At 66.7% G+C, this 18,473-nt stretch carries 17 protein-coding genes and 2 riboswitches; of the genes, 4 read left to right on the top strand and 13 right to left on the bottom strand.

Annotated features, from left to right (window positions below):
• Window positions 1-21: 21 nt before the first annotated feature.
• Complete coding sequence (locus tag KB879_RS20045; RefSeq protein ID WP_211979663.1) at window positions 22-876, bottom strand: amidohydrolase; 855 nt, start codon at window positions 874-876, stop codon at window positions 22-24.
• Between the two features lie 125 nt (window positions 877-1,001).
• Between KB879_RS20045 and KB879_RS20040 the strand changes: the two genes are divergently transcribed.
• The 3 genes from KB879_RS20040 to KB879_RS20030 all read left to right on the top strand — a co-directional run bounded on the left by KB879_RS20040 (window position 1,002) and on the right by KB879_RS20030 (window position 3,809).
• Window positions 1,002-1,751 carry a GntR family transcriptional regulator gene (locus KB879_RS20040; RefSeq protein ID WP_035828325.1) on the top strand — a complete coding sequence of 250 codons (750 nt, stop codon included), beginning with the start codon at window positions 1,002-1,004 and terminating at the stop codon, window positions 1,749-1,751.
• 26 nt (window positions 1,752-1,777) lie between these two features.
• Window positions 1,778-2,758 (top strand): tripartite tricarboxylate transporter substrate binding protein, encoded by a 981-nt coding sequence (locus KB879_RS20035; RefSeq protein ID WP_013952159.1) that lies wholly within the window; start codon window positions 1,778-1,780, stop codon window positions 2,756-2,758.
• A 61-nt stretch (window positions 2,759-2,819) separates the two neighbouring features.
• Complete coding sequence (locus KB879_RS20030) at window positions 2,820-3,809, top strand: tripartite tricarboxylate transporter substrate binding protein (RefSeq protein ID WP_035828322.1); 990 nt, start codon at window positions 2,820-2,822, stop codon at window positions 3,807-3,809.
• Between the two features lie 25 nt (window positions 3,810-3,834).
• Here KB879_RS20030 and KB879_RS20025 read toward each other — a convergent pair whose 3' ends face one another.
• From KB879_RS20025 to KB879_RS20015, 3 genes are read right to left on the bottom strand one after another with little or no spacing between them, the layout of a single operon-like run.
• Entirely contained in the window at window positions 3,835-4,338 is a 504-nt protein-coding gene (locus KB879_RS20025) for a hypothetical protein (protein ID WP_114136060.1), read from the bottom strand.
• The gene (locus KB879_RS20020; RefSeq protein ID WP_211979662.1) at window positions 4,335-5,555 is read right to left on the bottom strand and encodes a sialidase family protein; all 1,221 of its coding nucleotides are present in this window, start codon (window positions 5,553-5,555) and stop codon (window positions 4,335-4,337) included. The genes KB879_RS20025 and KB879_RS20020 overlap by 4 nt, the downstream gene beginning before the upstream one ends.
• 25 nt (window positions 5,556-5,580) lie before the next feature.
• Window positions 5,581-7,911, bottom strand: a complete 2,331-nt coding sequence (locus KB879_RS20015; protein ID WP_211979661.1) for a TonB-dependent receptor — start codon at window positions 7,909-7,911, stop codon at window positions 5,581-5,583.
• A gap of 156 nt (window positions 7,912-8,067) precedes the next feature.
• A riboswitch (glycine riboswitch) is annotated at window positions 8,068-8,166 on the top strand.
• Window positions 8,167-8,285: riboswitch (glycine riboswitch) on the top strand.
• An 11-nt stretch (window positions 8,286-8,296) separates the two neighbouring features.
• Here KB879_RS20015 and KB879_RS20010 point away from each other — a divergent pair.
• Window positions 8,297-9,610: a D-amino acid dehydrogenase gene (locus KB879_RS20010; protein ID WP_330995911.1), complete on the top strand. Its 1,314-nt coding sequence runs from the start codon at window positions 8,297-8,299 to the stop codon at window positions 9,608-9,610.
• A 79-nt stretch (window positions 9,611-9,689) separates the two neighbouring features.
• On the opposite strand, the gene KB879_RS20005 is transcribed toward KB879_RS20010, so the two are convergent.
• The 9 genes from KB879_RS20005 to KB879_RS19965 form a co-directional block, all read right to left on the bottom strand.
• Window positions 9,690-10,706, bottom strand: a complete 1,017-nt coding sequence (locus KB879_RS20005; RefSeq protein ID WP_211979660.1) for a branched-chain amino acid ABC transporter permease — start codon at window positions 10,704-10,706, stop codon at window positions 9,690-9,692.
• A complete protein-coding gene (locus KB879_RS20000) occupies window positions 10,706-11,590 on the bottom strand; it encodes a branched-chain amino acid ABC transporter permease (protein ID WP_013952152.1) in 885 nt (294 codons plus the stop codon). The genes KB879_RS20005 and KB879_RS20000 overlap by 1 nt, the downstream gene beginning before the upstream one ends.
• 10 nt (window positions 11,591-11,600) lie before the next feature.
• Window positions 11,601-12,326 (bottom strand): ABC transporter ATP-binding protein, encoded by a 726-nt coding sequence (locus tag KB879_RS19995; protein ID WP_013952151.1) that lies wholly within the window; start codon window positions 12,324-12,326, stop codon window positions 11,601-11,603.
• A gap of 17 nt (window positions 12,327-12,343) precedes the next feature.
• Window positions 12,344-13,117, bottom strand: a complete 774-nt coding sequence (locus KB879_RS19990; protein WP_211979659.1) for an ABC transporter ATP-binding protein — start codon at window positions 13,115-13,117, stop codon at window positions 12,344-12,346.
• A 49-nt stretch (window positions 13,118-13,166) separates the two neighbouring features.
• On the bottom strand, window positions 13,167-13,856 hold the full coding sequence (locus KB879_RS19985) for a DUF2848 domain-containing protein (protein ID WP_211979658.1): 690 nt from the start codon (window positions 13,854-13,856) through the stop codon (window positions 13,167-13,169).
• 67 nt (window positions 13,857-13,923) lie between these two features.
• Window positions 13,924-15,150, bottom strand: coding sequence for an ABC transporter substrate-binding protein (locus KB879_RS19980; RefSeq protein ID WP_211979657.1), 1,227 nt, complete (start codon window positions 15,148-15,150; stop codon window positions 13,924-13,926).
• 47 nt (window positions 15,151-15,197) lie between these two features.
• On the bottom strand, window positions 15,198-16,541 hold the full coding sequence (locus KB879_RS19975; protein WP_211979656.1) for an amidase: 1,344 nt from the start codon (window positions 16,539-16,541) through the stop codon (window positions 15,198-15,200).
• A gap of 2 nt (window positions 16,542-16,543) precedes the next feature.
• Window positions 16,544-16,924 (bottom strand): cupin domain-containing protein, encoded by a 381-nt coding sequence (locus KB879_RS19970; RefSeq protein ID WP_010812510.1) that lies wholly within the window; start codon window positions 16,922-16,924, stop codon window positions 16,544-16,546.
• A 45-nt stretch (window positions 16,925-16,969) separates the two neighbouring features.
• Complete coding sequence (locus tag KB879_RS19965; protein WP_013952146.1) at window positions 16,970-18,454, bottom strand: 4-hydroxyphenylacetate 3-hydroxylase family protein; 1,485 nt, start codon at window positions 18,452-18,454, stop codon at window positions 16,970-16,972.
• Window positions 18,455-18,473: the final 19 nt, after the last annotated feature.

Below are 18,473 nucleotides of genomic sequence, written 5' to 3'. Positions count from 1 at the left end.
GCCGGCGGCGCAAGTCGCCCGCTATCCCTTCACCGCAAACCCGTACAACGCTGCGGCGTTGCGCCACCGGAGCGCAGCGGACAAGGCCGCGCCGGCCTCCTCGCTGTCACCGGACGCCCCTTGTCCCGGCCATGCGGCAAGCATCCGGCACTCGTCGACCCGAGCCGGCGCCTCGTGATTGGTCCATGGCCAGTCGCTGCCCCACAGCAAGCGGTCATCGCCCACGACTTCGCGCCATCGCTGCGCAAGCCCGTGCCAGTCCTGAGGGGATGCAAGCCGGTACGGCGCGCTGATCTTCACCCAGACCTGGCGGCGCGCGCGCACGGCAGTGGCCACGTCGAAGATCGCATCCGCGGTTCCTGCGGGGCCGGGCCGGCCAAAGTGGTCAAGCACGACCGGCGCGCCGGCATCGCCAAGGGCCGCGTCAAGCTGCGCCAGCACCATGGCGCCATCGCCGTTGCTGGTATGGAGTTCGACATGCCAGCCCAGCCCGGCGATCCGGGAGAACAGCCCGCGCCACGGCGCGGTGGCAATGCGCTGCCAGTCCGGATCGCCATACAGGTTCAGGCGGATGCCCCGCACGCCGGCGCCGTGCAATGTGGCCAGTTCCTGGTCCGTCACTTCCGGGTCGACCACCGCGACGCCGCGCAAGCGCCCGGGCATGGCCTGCAGCGCGGCCAGCAGCGCCGCATTGTCGGTGCCGAGAAAGCTGGGCTGCACCACTACCCCATACAGCTCTCCGAGTTCTGCAAGCCGGACGTGCCAGCCCTTCAGGTCGGCGGCATAGGGCGGCCGGTAGCGGGCCGATGGCGCGGCCACTCCGGCATCGAAGACGTGGAAGTGGGTATCCACCAGCGGCAATGCGCGCTTGCTCATCAGTCAGTCCCTCCGTGGCGCGGCTCAGTGGCGCGGGTATATCCGGATATGGCATCCGAACCCGCGTCAGTATTCTAGTCCTCTAGAGGACATCGGCATTGACATCAATTTAGCACGGGTTCGGCATGCCAGACAACGCGCTGCTCCAGACTACAACCACCGCCGCGGGCCTGAGCCGCTACGGCCAGATTGCGGCGGAACTGCAGGCAAGGATCGTTTCGGGCGCGTGGGCGCCCGGCAGCGCCATTCCTGCGGAAGGCGCGCTGGCCAAGGAGTTCGGCATCGCGCTGGGCACCATCCGGCAGGCCATCGCCGTGCTGGTCCAGCAGGGCCTGCTGGAGCGCGTGCAGGGCAAGGGCACCTTCGTGCGCAAGGGACTGAGCGGGGCCAGCCTGATGCGGTTTTTCCGCTTCGGCGGCGCCGATGGCGCGCCGGCGGTGCCGCGCTCGGAAATCCTGTCGTGCCGCGCCGTGCGCCTGGACAAGGCCATGGCAACCCGCTTCGGGCTGCCGACGGGTGCACGCGGGCTGGCAATTTCACGCCGCCGCTGGCTGGATGACACGCCCCGGCTGCTGGAATCGATCTGGCTGCCGCTGCCGCGCTGCGAGGCCCTGCAGCAACTCCCGCCGGTGCAATGGGGCGACCTGCTCTACCCGCTGCTGGGCAGCGCCTGCGGCATTACGGTCCATCGCGCCGTTGATGAAGTGACCTTCCGCACGCTAGCAGCAGACGAGGCCGCCTTGCTGGACTTGCCGGATGCGCACCCGTGCGCGGTCGTGACCCGGCATGCCTTCGACCTGGGCGGCAGCTGCATCGAATACCGGCTGACGCGGGGCGACGCCTTTGCCTTTCGCTATACCGCGGACGTCCGCTGACGGACCGCACCCGAGGAGACAGACCCATGCACGCACGCCACGCGATCGCCGCCACGATCGCTGCCATGATCACCACCACCACGCTGGTGCAGGCCGCCGACACCGCCGCGGCCTGGCCGGCACGCCCCATCACGATCGTGGTGACGTATCCGCCGGGCGGCGGCGCGGACCTGATGGCACGGCTGATCGCCCCGGGTCTCGGGCGCGAGCTGGGCCAGACCGTGATCGTCGAGAACCGCCCGGGTGCCGGTGGGCAGATCGGTGCAGCCTATGTCGCCAAGGCGGCGCCGGACGGCTACACGATGATGGTCGATGCCTCCTCGTATGCGGTGAATCCCAGCCTCTATCCGCGCCTGCCCTACGATCCGGACAAGGCCTTCCGGCCGGTCGGCGTGCTGGCGCGCTATCCCAATGTGCTGGTGGCCACGGCGAGCTTCCCTGCCAGCAAGGTCAGCGACGTCATGGCCATGGCCAGGCAAAAGCCAGGCTCGGTCGCCTTTGCGTCCTCGGGCAATGGCTCGGCGCAGCATCTGGCGGGCGTGCTGTTCGAGCAGCGCGCGGGAGTCGACCTACTGCATGTGCCCTACAAGGGCGGCGGCCCCGCCATGACCGATGTCATCGCCGGCCAGGTGCCGCTGTTCTTTGCCAACGTGGCGTCGAGCCTGCAGCACATCAAGGCCGGCAAGCTCAAGCCGCTGGCAGTGACCAGCCATGCCCGCACCCAGGCATTGCCGTCCGTGCCCACCATGCAGGAAGCCGGCGTGGCGAGCTACGAGGTCTATGAATGGAACGCGGCTTTCCTGCCCGCCGCAACGCCGGACCCGATCGCAGCGAAGCTCGCTGACGCCCTGCAGAAAGTCATGACCAGCCCCGAGATCCGGCAACGCGTGGCCGAGCTGGGCGGCGAGGTCGTGGCTGCGCCGCCAGCACAGGCACGGCAATTCATCGACGGGCAGACCCGGCTATGGGCCAAGGTCATCCGGGACGGCAACATCAAGCCCGAATAGCACCCGCCAGCACCGCCCCTGCCCCACCACGGCCCAGCTACAGAACCTTCAGGAGAAAAACATGACCTCGATCAATCCCCTTCGCCGCCATCTGCTCAAGACCACCGCCGCGCTGGGCGCGTGCGCGCTGGCGCCAACGCTGGCGCGTGCCCAGGCCTGGCCGGCCAAGCCGATCCGGCTGGTGGTGCCGTTCGCGCCGGGCGGCAGCTCGGAGATCGTGGCGCGCTCCACCGCGGCGGAGCTGACCAAGCTGCTTGGCGTGTCAGTCTTCGTCGAGAACAAGCCCGGCGCGGCCGGCAATATCGCGATGGGCGAAGTCGCGCGCGCCGATGACAACCACACGCTGATCCTCGGCCATATCGGCACGCTGGCGGTCAATCCGTTTATCTTCCCGAAGCTGCCCTACGACCCCATCAAGGATTTCCGCGCGATCTCGCTGCTGTCGAAGGTGCCGAGCCTGTATGTGGTCCACCCCGACGTGCCCGCGAAGAACCTGAAGGAGTTCGTGGCGCTAGCCAAGAGCAAACCCGGCAAGCTGAACTACGGTTCGGCCGGCAACGGCAGCGCCGGCCACCTGGCCTTTGAATACCTGAAGGCCGCGACCGGCACCTTCATCACCCATGTGCCGTATCGCGGCAGCGGCCCGCAGATCACCGACCTGCTGTCGGGGCGGCTGGACGCGGCCGCCGTCGGCGCACCGGCGATCATCCAGTTCATCAAGGCCGGCAAGTTGCGCTGCATCGCCACCGGCACGACCCAGCGCATTCCCCAGCTGCCTGACGTGCCGACGGTTGCCGAACAAGGCTATCCCGGCTTCGAAATGACGCAATGGTATGGCCTGCTGGCACCGGCGTCTCTGCCCCAGGCGGCCGCCGACAAGCTGGCGGACGCCACCGTGAAAGCTGTGAAGAGCAAGTCGTCGGTCGAGCGCCTGAGCGCGGATGCGGCGATTGTGGTGGGCGACACGCCGGCGGAGTTCTCGCGCTTTATCGCGCAGGAACAGCAGCGTTGGAAGCCGATCATTGCGCGCGCGGGGATCAAGCCGGATTGAACGGGCAGCCGCTCCCGGCGCAGCCTCAGCCGGCGATGCCGGCCCAGCGCAGGTGCTTGCCCCAGTCGGCGTCGCTGATCACGCCGGACACGCCCTGCCGCTGGCCATCGGCGCGATAGAAGTAGGTGCGCGGCATCTCGCCCATCCAGTCCGGATCGACCGCATAGCGCAACCGCTCCTGCGGCTCGTGCCCGAACACCCACGCGTTGCGCGTCAGCCTGACGCGCTGGAGCAGTTGCTGCACCTGTGGCAGCGCGTCGGGGTTGTCCGTCGCCAGCGTGACGACGCGCAGGTCCCGGTGCTGCGCGCGCAGCTTGCCGATGGCGTCGAAGTTGCGCTTGCAATAGACGCAGTCGAGCGACCACACCACCAGCACAAAGGGCTTGCCCTGCTGGCTGGCTGCCAGCTGGGTGGCGCTGGCCGATGCGAACACGGCGACGCGCTCGGCCGGCGCACTGCCGGCATTGGCGGCAGTCATCGCCAGGGTCAGGACGGCAGCGGCGAGCAGCTTGCGGCGGGATGGCATCATGCGCCCTCCTTGCCCAGCGGGAACACCTGGAAGCCCTCGGCCTCGGTACGCCACAGCACGTAGGCGCGGCCCGCATGCTGCAGCAAGTGCGGCTGGTCCGAGTCGCGCTCCGTGCCGGCAAGCTTGCGCGTCTGCCAGGTCTTGCCGCCGTCTTGCGACAACATCGCCGACAGGCGTGTCTGCTGGCCGTCGAACGATTTCCAGGTCACCGCGATCTCGTTGTCCTTCAGCGCGACGATATCGGCATGCTGCGCGCGCGGGTCGTCCAGCGGGCGCTGTGCCAGCAGCTTGCCGTCCTTCCAGCGCCCCACCGAGACCGTGGGCTTGCCTTCGCGCACGTTGAACCAGACCATATGCACCGTGCCATCGGGCGCCACCGAAGCGCCGGGGCCGTGGTGCGGGCAGGCGTCGATGCGCCAGTCGTCGAAGGTGGCGCGCTGCATCGGCGTGGCCCTGCCGTCGGTGCCCAGCAGCGCCAGCGCGTGGTCGCGCGCGTTGGGCGGGAATACATGGCGCCACAGCGCCAGCATCTTGCCGTCAGGCGTGGGCGACAGCGCGATGCGGCAGCATTCGCACGACTGGTCGGCGATCTTGTAGTCGGCCTGGAAGGTCTTGCCCTGGTCGGCCGAGACCGCGTAGTAGACCGCGGCGCCGGCGTACGGCTGCTTGCGCGCCTCGGCGGCAACCACGTCGCGCTTGTCGATCCAGCTGACGAAGACGCGCCCGGCGTTGTCCACCGCGATGGCGTCGAAGCGGTGTGCGATCTGGTCGCGGTTGGCATGCACCGTCAGCGGTTCGGCAAAGGACTTGCCGCCATCGGTGGAGCGCGCAAAGCGGATAAAGCCGGTCCACGGCTTGGGCAGCGGCTGGGTCCAGGTGACGTAGATCTCGCCGTCGCGCCCCGCGGCCACCTTGGGCCGGCTTTCGTGATCGGCGGCAACCTGCTCCGGCACGCTGTTGACATGCTGCGCCGGCCCGAAGCTGCGGCCGTAGTCGGTCGATGCACGTACCGCGACGTAAGGGCCGTCCTTGTAGGCGACCCACAGCTTGCCCTCGCGATCGAAGGCCGCGCCGGTGCCCAGCTCGCTCATCTTCGCGGTCTTGGCCTGGCTGCCGTGGCCGGCGTGATCGCCGTGCGTTTGCGCGGTCGCGGCCAGCGCGGCGCCGGCCATCAGCCCGGCAACGATCAGACGGAAACTGGGGCAAACGCCTTGCATGGGTGTGGTCAGCCTGTTCACGTGCTCAGAAGGAAAGTTTCGCCTCGGCGTAGAACGTCCGGCCCGGATACGGGTGGTAGACGTAGTAGCGCTGGTCGGTGAGGTTGTCGATGCCAAGCCCGAGGCGCACGTTCTTCGCGGGCCTGTACGTCACCTTGACGTCAAAGGTCAGGAAGCTGCTGGTGCCGCCGAAGGTGTCGGGATTGACGTCGGAATTGTCGAGCGTATTGTACTGCCGCCCCGAATAGGTCATGGCCAGCGTGCCGGCCCAGGCCGGCGTGATGCGATAGGTTCCCATCAGGTTGGCCCGCCACTTGGGGATGCGGTAGAAGTACTTGCCCACCGAGGCCGGGTTGTTGGCGTTCTCAAGCGTCTTCGAATGGTTGTAGGCCCCGCTGGCCGACAGGTCAAAGCCGCTGACGAACACATCGCGCGCGTCATAGGCCAGCTCGATGCCGCGGGTGCGCACGCGGTCGACGTTCTGGAAACTGGTGACAGTCGGGAATACCGTGGTGTTGGTCTGGCTGACCAGGGCATCGCGGATATCGTCCTCATACACCGAGACCCGGAAGTACGACGAATCCAACGTGCGCTCGAAGGTCAAGTCCTTCGAGAACGACCGCTCTGGCCGCAGGTTGGGATCGATGTTGATCAGCGCGGTCCCGGTGATGCGGCCCTGGAACAGCTCGCTGACAGTCGGGTAGCGATAGGCCTGGCCCAGCGACAACCGGCCCAGCCAGTCCTGCCCGAAGGCCTTCTCCAGCGCCAGCTTGGGCGACCAGTTGGATTCGCTGCGCACCGGGTAGCCGATATCCGCGCCGGGCTGGCTGCGGCTGCCGTCATAGGCACGCCAGTGTTCGTAGCGCAAGCCGGGGATCAGCTTCCAGTCCTCGGCAAAGTACCAGGCGTCCTGCGCATACAGCGCCTGGGTCTCGGTCTTGCCGGCAAAGGCGTTGTTGAAGGCGGTGATGGTGGCCGCCTGCCAGTCCGAGGTGTTGTAGGTGGTGTTGCTCAGCCGGTAGTTGTCGTAGTGATAGCCGAACGTGACCCAGTGCCCGCCCTGCAGCTGCTGCGGGCGGTAGTCGGCCTTCAGGTCGAGCGTGCGCCAGCCGGTGCCGTCGCCATAGGTCACCGTGCCCGGCCCGCTGCCAACGGTGTTGGCGCTGCGGCTGATGTCCTTGCTGACGTCGAACAGCGACGCCACGCCCGAGAAATTCCAGCCGGTCTCGTTGCGCGTGCGCAGCGACAGGCCATAGAGCCAGCGCGCGTCCTCGCCATTGCTCGGGGCAAAGGCGTTGGCGGGAATCACATACTCGTAGCCGCCGATATTCACTGGACCGTTCGACACCACGTTGCCACTGGCATCGCGCAGGTAGCTGCCCGTGGCGCTGGAGCGGTCCTGTTGCCAGTAGGCGGCAGTGAACTGCGCCTGCAGGGTATTGGTGATGTCGTAGCCAAGCTTGAGCTTGAGCTGGTCCTGCACGGTATGCGTGACGCCCTCGCTGTTCACGCCCATCACCACGCGGTCGCGGCCGGTCTGGTCCTGGTCGAAGTGGGCGCCGGTGACCGGCTTGTCGGCGGAAGTGGCACGGGCCGTGGAGCGCGCCGCGGTATAGAAGCTCAGCGGCTGGCTCTTGCTGTCCTGCCGGTCCACGCTGACCAGCCACGAGAACGGGCCGACGCGGTCGCCCACATAGGCGTTGGCGTGGACCCCGTTGAAGTTGTCGTGCGTGCCGTACAGGCTGAAGCGCTGCGTGAACAGCTGCACGCTGGCATCGCCCTCGAACTTCTCCGGCGTGCGCGTGGTGATCAGCACCGTCGCACCCAGCGAGTTGCCGGGATACAGCGCCGAATACGGGCCGTACAGCACACCCATGCGCTCGATCTCAGCGCTGTTGACCAGCGACCAGCGCGGCGGGAAGCTGAAGTCCGATCCCAGCAGGTTGGACAGCAGCAGGCCGTCCGCATAGACCAGCCCCCGCGCCGACTGGCGCGAACTGGTGCTGCGCACCGAGATGATCGAGTTCATATCGCCGATGAAGCGCTTGCGTACGGCGAGGTTGGGCGCGTATTTGAGGGCGTCTTCCGTGTTCACCACATTGAAGTCGGCCATGCGGCGGCTGCTGATGCCGTAGGCCGGCGAGGGCGTGTTGGGCGGTATGGCCGGCGTCTCGCCGCGCTCCGACTTGGCCGAGACCACCACCTCCTGCAGCGGCTCGAGCGCGTCCACCACCTGGGCGGCGGCGACGGCGGGGCCCATCAGTACCGCCGAAACGGCCAGTGCAATGCGATTTTTCTTCACTGGAAAGCCTTGTTGTCGTCTTTTTTTTTGGCTCACTCCACCTGAGCGCAGCATACGGCGCTTCTCCCCGAGAGCGAGCGCTGACATTTTATGGGGCATGGGGACGCAGGCCGATGCGACATAGCGACGCGGGCGGCAGGCCGCCTAAGTGTTAACCCGCATATCCAACGTCGGACCTTGTCACTACATTGCCCCGATTGGCGTCAAGCCAATGTGATGCAGGGAGAGACTATCGCGGCGCCCGCCGCGCACAGCGCCGAAGGAGCAACCGCCCCGGAAACTCTCAGGCAAAAGGACCGGCATCACCAGTCAGTGCACTCTGAAGAATGCCGGACGCTATCGTCCGCCGGCATACCGAAGGAGCAAGCGTACCCCGCCCTGGCGGCCGGGTGTCGTGAATCTCTCAGGTCCAGAACAGAGGGGGCGTCCGCCACGCATATTGCGTCCGGGCTCCCACCATCGACGTTCCTGGAACCTGCAGATCATGAAATCAATCGCTGTCATCGGCGGTGGCATCACGGGTGTCACCACGGCCTACGCGCTGGCCCGGCGCGGATTCTCCGTCACGCTGTTCGAGCGGCACCGCTATGCCGCCATGGAGACCTCGTTCGCCAACGGCGGCCAGTTGTCGGCCTCCAACGCCGAGGTCTGGACCCACTGGTCGACCATCGTCAAGGGCATGAAATGGATGCTGCGCAACGACGCCCCGCTGCTACTCAATCCCCGGCCCAGCTGGCACAAGCTGTCCTGGTTCGCCGAGTTCATCGCCGCGATCCCCCACTACCGCCGTAACACCATCGAGACCGCGCGCCTGGCCATCGCCGCGCGTGAGCACCTGTTCGACTGGGCGGCGCAGGAAGGCATCGATTTCGACCTGAAGAAGGAAGGCATCCTCCATATCTACCGCGACAAGGCCGGCTTCGACCATGCCGGCCGGGTCTCAGCGCTGCTGGCGCAGGGCGGGCTGGAGCGCCGCGCCGTGACGCCCGAGGAGATGCGCGCGATCGAGCCGACGCTGGCCGGGTCCTACTATGGCGGCTATTTCACCGAGAGCGATTCCACCGGCGACATCCACAAGTTCACCAGCGGCCTGGCCGCGGCCATCGATCGGCTAGGCGTGCGCTGCCTGTACGGCCAGGACGTGCGGGCGGTGAAGACCGACGGCAGGCGCGCCACCGTGACCGTTCAGGACGGCGCCGACACGGCCAGCTCCACCTTCGACGGCGCCGTGATCTGCGCCGGCACCGCCAGCCGCGCACTGGCTGCGGGGCTGGGCGACCGCGTCAACATCTATCCGGTCAAGGGCTATTCGATCACGGTCAACCTGACCGATGAAGCCAGCCGCGCCGCGGCACCGGTGGTGAGCCTGCTCGACGACGAAACCAAGCTGGTCACCAGCCGCCTGGGCGACGACCGCTTCCGCGTGGCCGGCACTGCCGAGTTCAATGGCTACAACCGCGATATCCGCGCCGACCGCATCCGCCCGCTGGTGGAATGGGTGCAGCAGTGCTTCCCCGGCGTCAGCACGCGCAGCGTGGTGCCTTGGGCCGGGCTGCGGCCGATGATGCCGGATATGCTGCCGCGTGTGGGGCGCGGGCGGACGGCATGCATCTTCTACAACACCGGGCACGGGCACCTGGGGTGGACCTTGTCGGCGGTGACTGCGGATATGGTGGCGGGGATTGTCTACCAGCATCTCGGCGCGAAGCTGGCAGTCGCGCCGGGTGCGTCGCTGGCATTGGCCAAGGCCTGAGCCTGAACTTGCAGATGTTTTCCCCCCTCTCCCATTTAGGGGAGAGGGGAGAGAACTAGGGGCATGGACGGGTTTCGCCTCATTCGGGTCCGCGCCCCAAACTCCCCACAATCCCCTTGCGGAAAGTCAGCACGCACACGATGAAGATGATGCCCGTCACCATCGACACCGATTCACCGAACCCGTTGAACCAGTCGATGCCCGTCACCGCCGCAAGGTAGCCGCCCAGTTCGCCAAGCTTGTTCTCCAGCGCGATCACAACAAACGCGCCGATAATCGGCCCGGTGAGCGTGCCGAGGCCCCCCAGCAGCGTCATCAAGATCACCATGCCGGACATCGACCAGTGCACGTCGCTGAGCGTCTCGAAGCCCAGCACCAGTGCCTTGACCGAGCCGGCCAGCCCCGACAGCGCCGCCGACAGCACGAAGGCGGTCAGCTTGAAGTGGTCGACGTCATAGCCAAGCGACACCGCGCGCGGCTCGTTCTCCTTGATCGCCTTCAGGATCTGCCCGAACGGCGAATGCACCGTGCGCACGATCAGCGCAAAGGCGGCCACGATGATCGCCAGCGCCACGTAGTACAGCGTCAGGTCGTCCGACAGCGGCAGCACCCCGAACAGCTTGCCGCGCGGGATGCCCTGCAGGCCGTCCTCGCCGCCGGTGAACGGCGCTTGCAGGCAGATAAAGAACAGCATCTGCGCCAGCGCCAGCGTGATCATCGAGAAGTAGATGCCCTGCCGGCGGATGGCCAGCGAGCCCACCACGTAGCCGATCAGCGCGCCCGCAGCGGTGCCCAGGATCAGGCCGATTTCCGGGGTCACGCCCCAGACCTTCAAGGCATGGCCGGCGGCATAGCCAGCGCCGCCGAAGAAGGCCGCATGGCCGAACGACAGCAGCCCGGTATAGCCGATCAGCAGGTTGAAGGCGCACGCAAACAGCGCGAAGCACAGCACCTTGAGCACGAACACCGGATACGCACCGGCCAGTGGCGCGGCCAGCAGGCACGCCAGCACCACGCCGTATATCACCTGCTTTGGCAGGCGCCCCGCCACCTGCTGCTGCCGTACGCCGATTGCGGCGATAGATTGTCCGCTCATCACTTCTCCTTTCCGAACAGCCCTGCCGGGCGCAACAACAGCACCACCACCATGATGACGAAGACAACGGTGGAAGATGCTTCCGGGTACAACACCTTGGCCAGCCCTTCGATCACGCCCAGCCCCAAGCCGGTCAGGATCGCACCCATGATCGAGCCCATGCCGCCGATCACCACCACCGCGAACACGACGATGATTAGGTTCTGGCCCATCAGCGGCGATACCTGCATGACCGGCGCGGCCAGCACCCCGGCAAACGCGGCCAGCGCCACGCCGAAGCCATAGGTCAGCGTCACCATCCGCGGCACGTTGACGCCGAACGCCTCGACCACCTTGGCGTTCTCGGTGCCAGCGCGCAGGTAGGCGCCCAGCCTGGTCTTCTCGATCACGTACCACGTCGACAGGCAGACCGCCAGCGATGCCCCAACCACCCACACGCGGTAATTGGGCAAGCGCATGAAGCCGAGGTCGGAGGCGCCCTGCAGCGCCTCGGGCGGTCCATAGGGCAGCCCGGACACGCCATAAACCGAGCGGAAGATGCCTTCGACCACCAGCGTAATGCCCAGCGTCAGCAGCAGGCCGTAGATATGGTCGAGCTTGTAGATCCAGCGCAGCATGGTCTTCTCGATCACCACGCCCAGCGCGGCCACCACCAGCGGCGACAGCAGCAGCATCGCCCAGTAGCTGAGCCCCGCATAGGTCATGCCGGCCCACGCCAGCACCGCGCCCAGCATGAAGAGCGCACCGTGCGCGAAGTTGATGACGCTCAGCAGCCCGAAGATCACCGCCAGGCCCAGGCTCAGCATGGCGTAGAAGGCGCCGTTGACGAGCCCGAGCAACAGCTGCGACAGCAGCGCCGGGAGCGGGATTTCAAACAGATTCATGAGTCGCTCCTTATACGCCCAGCAGTTCGTGCAGCACCGGCATCTTGGCCTGCAGCTCATTGGCCGCGAAGCGCTCGACGATGCTGCCGTGCTCCATCACGTAGAAGCGGTCCGCCAGCGGCGCGGCAAAGCGGAAATTCTGCTCCACCATCACCACCGTGTACCCCTTCTGCTTGAGCATCAGGATCATGCGCGCAAGCGCCTGCACGATCACCGGTGCCAATCCTTCCGAGATTTCATCGAGCAGCAGCAGGTTGGCGCCGGTGCGCAGGATGCGCCCGACCGCCAGCATCTGCTGCTCGCCGCCGGAAAGACGCGTGCCCTGGCTCTGGCGGCGCTCCTTCAGGTTCGGGAACATCTCGTAGATATCGGTCTCGCTCATGCCCTTGCTGGTGTCGGCGCCCTTCAGCACCGGCGGCAGCATCAGGTTCTCTTCGCATGAGAGGCTGGAGAAGATCGCCCGTTCTTCGGGGCAATAGCCAATGCCGTAGTGCGCGATCTTGTGCGTGGGCAGGCTGATGGTCTCGTGGCCATTGACCTTGATCGAGCCCTTGCGCGTGCCGGTCAGTCCCATGATCGCGCGCAGCGTGGTGGTGCGGCCAGCGCCGTTGCGGCCCAGCAGCGTGACCACTTCGCCGCGGTTCACGGTGAGGTCAACGCCATGCAGGATGTGCGATTCGCCGTACCAGGCGTGCAGGTCCCTGATCTCGAGCGCGGGTGTGTTGGATGTCGTCATCTCATTGGTCTCCCGTCTCAGTGCGCGCCCTGCAGGTCCGCGTCGACGGTGCCCATGTAGGCCTCCGTCACGCGCGGATCCTTCGAGACTTCCGCATACGGCCCTTCGGCCAGGATCGCGCCACGCTGCAGCACGGTGATCTTGTCGGCGATCGACGAGACCACGCTCATGTTGTGCTCCACCATCAGGATGGTGCGGCCCGCCGAAACCTTCTTGATCAGCTGCGTGACGCGGTCCACGTCTTCGTGGCCCATGCCCTGCGTGGGTTCGTCGAGCAGCATCAGCTCGGGCTCCATTGCCAGCGTGGTGGCAATCTCCAGCGCGCGCTTGCGGCCGTATGGAAGGTTCACCGTCAGCGTCTGCGCGAACTCGGTCAGGCCGACCTGTTCGAGCAGCTCCATGGCGCGGTCATTGAGCACGTCCAGCGAGCGCTCGCTGCGCCAGAACTGGTACGCCGTGCCGAGCTGCCGCTGCAGCCCGATGCGCACGTTCTCCATCACCGTCAGGTGCGGAAATACCGCCGAGATCTGGAACGAACGGATCACGCCGCGCCGCGCGATCTGCGCGGGCTTTTCACGGGTGATGTCGATGCCGTTGAAAAGGATGGTGCCGGTGGTCGGCTCCAGGAACTTGGTGAGCAGGTTGAAGCAAGTCGTCTTGCCGGCGCCGTTGGGCCCGATCAAGGCATGGATCGACCCGCGGCGTACCCGCAGGTTGACGTCGCTCACCGCGGTAAAGCCGCGGAAGGCCTTGCCGAGGTTGCGGGTCTCTAGTATCAGGTCGTGGTGCATGGCCGTGACTCCGTGGCGCTGCCGTGGCAGTGGGGATGGCGCGGCATGCTCAGCCCGCCACGGGCAGCGCAGCGACCGCGTAGGCGTGGCGCAGCGTGCGCCCCAGCGCCGGGTCTTCCAGCTCGATCTCGAAGCGCTCGGCCGGGCGGATGCCGCCGATCGCGGGCAGTGTTCCGCACAGCATCGCAGAGCCTTCCCCGAACTCGCCGCCATGGCCGCAGAAGCGCTGCAGCAGGTCCGCCGGGGAGCGCATGGCGGTCACCGGGCCTTCCTGGTACAGCACGCGCTCGCCGTCGATGGTGGCGTAGGAGCGCAGCACCAGTTGGTCCCAGTGGCCTTCCACCTCGGAAAGGCGCCACAAGGCCGATGCACAGGGCTTCTCGCACATCTGCTTGGACACGGTGATGCCGTAGGTCTCGGCTTCGCGGTCGGTATGGTCCGAGGCAATGCCCACCAGGATGTCATCGCCGTCCCGGACCAGCAGGAACTCGGCTTCGCCGCTGCTGGCCTCGCCGCTGACCTGGATCTCCGGGGCCGGCCCCAGGCGTTGCGCAGCCACACGGTAGAACACCGGGGTATAGGGCGGGCGCTTGACGCCCAGTTCTTCCAGTTCCCGGATGTGGGCTTCCATGGCTTCGACGTCGCGGCCGGTCCAGCCCGCCACGATGAGCTGGTGGATGGTGACGGTGCGTTGCGACTTGCCCTGGCGGCTGTCGAGTTCAAAGGTAAGGGTCTTCATGATCGGTTGCTCTCTGCAATGGGGTGGAGCGCCGGCTGGAATGCCGACCTCGGTGAGGGATATGGGCTTACTTCCTGACCAGCGGGCAGGCGCTGGCGCTGAGCGGGCGGAACGCCTCGCTCGCGGGGATCACGGTCTTGATCTTGTAGTAGTCCCACGGCCGCTTCGACTCCTGCGGCCGCTTCACTTCGACCAGGTACATGTCGTGCACCATCAGGCCATCGGCGCGGATCGTGCCGTTCTTCGCGAAGAAGTCATTGACCGGGGTCTCTCGCATGCGCGCCAGCACGGCATCGCTGTCGTCGGTGCGCGCGGCCTGGATCGCTTTCAGATAGTGAGTGGTCGACGAGTACACGCCGGCATGCACAAGCGTTGGCATGCGTCCGGTCTTCTCGAAGAAGCGCTGCGACCAGGCGCGCGTGGCGTCGTCGCGATCCCAGTAGAACGATGTCGTCAGCGTCATGCCCTGCGCGGCTTGCAGCCCCAGGCTGTGGATGTCGCTGATAAACATGTGCAGCCCGGCCAGTTTCTGCTTGCCCGCGGTGTTGATGCCGAAGTCGGCAGCGGTCTTGATCGCATTGACCGTGTCGGCGCCTGCGTTGGCCAGCCCGATCACCTTTGCGCCCGAGGACTGTCCCTGCAGCAGGTAGGACGACAGGTCGGCGGAGTTGATCGGATGCCTGGCCTTGCCCTTCAGGGTGCCGCCGACACTGGACAGCGCCTCGGTGCCGTCCTTCTCCAGCGACGCGCCCAGGGCGTAGTCGACCGTCAGGAAGTACCAGCTGTTGTCGCCGCGCCGGGCCAGCGTCTTGACCGTGTTGGCGGCAAAGGCGTACGTATCGTACGAATACTGGATGGTGTAGGGCGAGCAGTCTTCATTGCTCAGGCGCGTGGTGCCGGCACCGCTGGCGATGACGATCTTGTGCTTGAGCTTTCCCAGGTTGGACACGGCCAGCGCGACCGAGGACGGCAGCGCGTCCTGGATCACGTCGACCTTCTGGTTGTCGAGCCAGCCGCGCGCCAGCGTGGCGGCGACGTCGGTCTTGTTCTGATGGTCGGCGCTGACCACCTGGATGGGGGCGCCCAGCACCTTGCCGCCGAAATCGTCCACGGCCATCTGCGCGGCCACCACCGAGCCCTTGCCGCCGATGTCGGAGAAGATCGACGACATGTCGGTCAGCACACCGATCTTGACCACGCCGTCGCTGATGGGGGCCGGGTCGACTGCGGAAGCAGTCGCCGCGAACAGGGTGGCGCAGGCCAGTACGGCGGCGCCGGTACGGATATCAGGCATTGTTGTCTCCACTGTAGTTATGGGTACTTCTGTAGTGCTGCGGGGGCTCAGCCCCGCTCGTGCCTCAATGCCGCCTCGATGCCCATGCCGATGGCCAGCAGCCTGCGGTCGGACAGGTGGCGCCCGAACAGCATCAGTCCCACCGGTGCGTCGCCCAGGCGATGGCACGGGACCGACAGCGCGCACAGGTCGAGCATGTTGGCGATGGCCGGGTTGCGCAGCAGCAGCCGGTTGGTGCTGAAGAAGGCTTCGTCGTCGTCCAGGTTCGCGATGCGCGGCGCCACGACCGGCACGGTGGGCAGGACCACGGCGTCGAAGCCCGCCAGCTCGGCATCGGCCTGCCGGCACAGCTCGCCCCTGCGCTGCAGCATGCGCAGGTAGTCGGCGGCACGCTGCCCGTCAGCCAGCCGGATGCGCGACAGCACGCGCGGGTCATAGCGATCGGCCTGCTCAGCCAGCAAGCTGCCGTGCCAGGCACTGGCTTCCGCTGCGACCAGGCCGCCGTTCGCGCCGATGCCGGCCAGCTGGTCCCAGCTGTCGAAGCTCACGTCCTGCAGCAGCGCGCCCGCCGCGGACAGCCGGCGCAGCGTGCGGCTGAAGACCTCGGCCACCTCGTCCGACATGCCTTCCAGCACCAGCCCGCTGGGCACCGCCAGGCGCAGCCCGGCCAGCGGCGCCGGCCCCGCGGGCGGCGCCTCGCCTGCCATCACGGCATCAATGGCGGCGCAGCACGCCACGGTGTTGGCCAGGCAGCCCACCGAGTCATAGCTGGGCGACAGCGGCACCGTGCCCTGCAGCGGCACGCGCCGCGCCGTGGGCTTGAAGCCAGCGATGCCGCACAATGCCGCCGGGATCCGGCACGAACCGCCGGTGTCCGAGCCGATCGCCGCCAGGGCCATGCCGTCGGTCACCGACACCGCAGCGCCTGACGACGAGCCGCCCGGAATGCGGCCGGCTTGCCGGTCGTAGGGATTGCGTGGGGTGCCGTAGTGCGGATTGATGCCGACGCCCGAGTAGGCGAACTCGGTCATATTGGTGCGTCCGACAAACACCGCCCCCGCCGCACGCAAGCGCGCGATGGCCGGCGCGTCGGCACTGGCCGCACGCTCCGGCAGCACACGTGCGCCGGCGCGGGTCACGTCGCCCTGCACGTCGAACAGGTCCTTGACGGATACCGGCACGCCCGCCAGCGGCCCGACCACGCCTTGCTCGCGCAGCATGTCGCTGGCCTGGGCCTGCTTGCGCGCCGCCATGCTCACGCCATGCGGGAATACGCGAGCGCCTTCGCTGCCGGGATTGCAGATACGTTCGACGCATGACGCCAGCAAGGACAGCGCGTTGGCACTGCCCGCGGCAAGCTGGCGCTGCGCGGTTGCGATGGTCGCTTCCATGATCAGGCCGGGTCGTAGTAGTGGATCTCCAGCAGCATGCAGCCGCCGTCGGACTTGAACGGGCCGTGGAAGGCGCCGGGCGGGCGGCAGGCGTAGGTGTTGGGGACGAAGGCTTCGCCGCCCTTGCCATTGGCGTCGTTGCCGACAGTCAGGTCGCCGCTGAGCAGGTAGACCTCTTCCCAGTACTCATGCACGAAGGGCGAGGTGGTGAACACGCCGGGCTGGAAGCGCAGCAGGCGCGTACGGCTGCCGCTGCGGCCGTTCTCGTCCAGCGAGCCGGACAGGATCTTCTGCTGGATGCCCGACGGATAGCCGTGGGGGACCTCCCAGCCGGACTCCAGGTCCAGGGTGTGGAACTCGTCGTGAAGTTTGGTGATTGCCATGTCGATCTCCGTGTTCGATGCGGGAATTGGGAAAGGTGCGGGAAGTCAGGCGGCCTGCGGCAGCTTGGCCAGTTCGCTTTCGAGGGAATAGCTGCCGAGCATGTTGTCGACCAGGCCGGATGCGTTCTGCCAGTCGTAGGTGCGATAGGCATGGCCCTTGGTGACGAAGGTGGCGCCGGCATAGAACATCTCGTACTGGTTGTGGCGCGACGCAAACTCGGAGCCGACCGCGTCCCAGGCGAGTTTGAAGAACTTGACGCGCTCTTCCGGGCTGCACACCGGCGACTTCTGCGTCTTGGCGATGATCCCGGCGAGGGACGGATTGGCGAAATCCTCGATGCTCGACGGCAGCATGATCATGCCGCCGCCGGCCAGCTCGCGCAGCGTGGCCAGCACCTTGCCGTAGAGCTGCTGGGTCACCACCTGCGAGCCGTACAGCATGCTGCGGTCCGGCACGAAGTAGCCGTGCTTGCCGACCTGGCCCTTGGCTTCCATCCCGTAGACCCAGGCCTCGACCATGCCCGCCTCTGCGGCCAGCTGGCCCAGCATTTCCCTGACCTGCGGGAAGCTGCTGGTGCCGTTGATCTCGGTGATGCGGTGCGCCAGGCCCACCAGGAAGCGCAGCTTCACCATCAGCCGCACCTGGCACTGGTAGTTCTGGTAGACGTGCGCCGGCGTGGCGTGGAATTGCCTGGCGCACAAGCCCACGTCGCCCGCGACGAAGATGCGCTCCCACGGCACCTTGACGTCGTCGAAATAGAGCACCGCGTCGTTCTCGTCAAAGCGGCTGGCCAGCGGGTTGTCGAACACCGAGGTGGCATTAGCTTCATACGACTTGCGCGACATCACCTTCAGCCCCTTGGTGTTCATCGGCACCGCGAAGGACAGCGCATACATCTCGTCGCCCTCGCGCAGCGGCTGGATGCAGCTGCAGAAGACCTCGTTGGCCATGATGCCGCTGGTGGCCAGCATCTTGGCGCCGCGCACGGTGATGCCTTCCGCGTCCTGGTCGACGATGCCCACGGCCAGGTACTTGTCTTCCTGCTCGTGCGCGGACTTGGACTGGTTGGCCTGCGGGTTGACGATCACATAGGTGAGGAACAGGTCATTGTCGCGGGCATAGCGGTAGTAGTCGCGCAGCGCGCCGGCACGTGCCGGATCGGCCTGCTCGAAGACATCGATGCCCATGTACATGCCCGAGATGCAAGAGGCCACGTGGTCGGGCGAGCGGCCCATGAAGCCGTAGTGCAGCTCGGTCCAGGCTTCCAGCATCTGGCGGCGTTCGACCAGCTCGTTGTAGCTGGTCGGCAGCTCCCAGATCCGGCTGACGCGCCGGTCGGTGCCCGCTGGCTGGAAGGTCATCTTGTCGACATTGCCGGGCTGCGCCTGGAAGTCGTAGAGGTTGGCGTAGCTGCGGATCGAGTTGCGGAAGGCCGGGTGGCTGGTGACATCCGTCACCCGCTTGCCGTCCAGGTACACCTCACGCCCATCGCGCAGCATGACAATGTGCTGATTACCGGTCTTGATCATGTCGTTCTCCTGTGCTGAC

This window comes from Cupriavidus sp. KK10, assembly GCF_018223725.1.
Classification (GTDB): domain Bacteria; phylum Pseudomonadota; class Gammaproteobacteria; order Burkholderiales; family Burkholderiaceae; genus Cupriavidus; species Cupriavidus necator.
The sequence above is the reverse complement of the archived record's forward strand: the minus strand, read 5'-3'. Positions and strand labels throughout refer to the sequence as shown.

Excerpts from the sequence above, each read along its gene's own strand:
- KB879_RS20045 (WP_211979663.1), bottom strand. The coding sequence starts at position 876 with ATGAGCAAGCGCGCATTGCCGCTGGTGGATACCCACTTCCACGTCTTC.
- KB879_RS20040 (WP_035828325.1), top strand. The coding sequence starts at position 1,002 with ATGCCAGACAACGCGCTGCTCCAGACTACAACCACCGCCGCGGGCCTG.
- KB879_RS20035 (WP_013952159.1), top strand. The coding sequence starts at position 1,778 with ATGCACGCACGCCACGCGATCGCCGCCACGATCGCTGCCATGATCACC.
- KB879_RS20030 (WP_035828322.1), top strand. The coding sequence starts at position 2,820 with ATGACCTCGATCAATCCCCTTCGCCGCCATCTGCTCAAGACCACCGCC.
- KB879_RS20025 (WP_114136060.1), bottom strand. The coding sequence starts at position 4,338 with ATGATGCCATCCCGCCGCAAGCTGCTCGCCGCTGCCGTCCTGACCCTG.
- KB879_RS20020 (WP_211979662.1), bottom strand. The coding sequence starts at position 5,555 with ATGCAAGGCGTTTGCCCCAGTTTCCGTCTGATCGTTGCCGGGCTGATG.
- KB879_RS20015 (WP_211979661.1), bottom strand. The coding sequence starts at position 7,911 with ATGCTGCGCTCAGGTGGAGTGAGCCAAAAAAAAAGACGACAACAAGGC.
- KB879_RS20005 (WP_211979660.1), bottom strand. The coding sequence starts at position 10,706 with ATGAGCGGACAATCTATCGCCGCAATCGGCGTACGGCAGCAGCAGGTG.
- KB879_RS20000 (WP_013952152.1), bottom strand. The coding sequence starts at position 11,590 with ATGAATCTGTTTGAAATCCCGCTCCCGGCGCTGCTGTCGCAGCTGTTG.
- KB879_RS19995 (WP_013952151.1), bottom strand. The coding sequence starts at position 12,326 with ATGACGACATCCAACACACCCGCGCTCGAGATCAGGGACCTGCACGCC.
- KB879_RS19990 (WP_211979659.1), bottom strand. The coding sequence starts at position 13,117 with ATGCACCACGACCTGATACTAGAGACCCGCAACCTCGGCAAGGCCTTC.
- KB879_RS19985 (WP_211979658.1), bottom strand. The coding sequence starts at position 13,856 with ATGAAGACCCTTACCTTTGAACTCGACAGCCGCCAGGGCAAGTCGCAA.
- KB879_RS19980 (WP_211979657.1), bottom strand. The coding sequence starts at position 15,150 with ATGCCTGATATCCGTACCGGCGCCGCCGTACTGGCCTGCGCCACCCTG.
- KB879_RS19975 (WP_211979656.1), bottom strand. The coding sequence starts at position 16,541 with ATGGAAGCGACCATCGCAACCGCGCAGCGCCAGCTTGCCGCGGGCAGT.
- KB879_RS19970 (WP_010812510.1), bottom strand. The coding sequence starts at position 16,924 with ATGGCAATCACCAAACTTCACGACGAGTTCCACACCCTGGACCTGGAG.
- KB879_RS19965 (WP_013952146.1), bottom strand. The coding sequence starts at position 18,454 with ATGATCAAGACCGGTAATCAGCACATTGTCATGCTGCGCGATGGGCGT.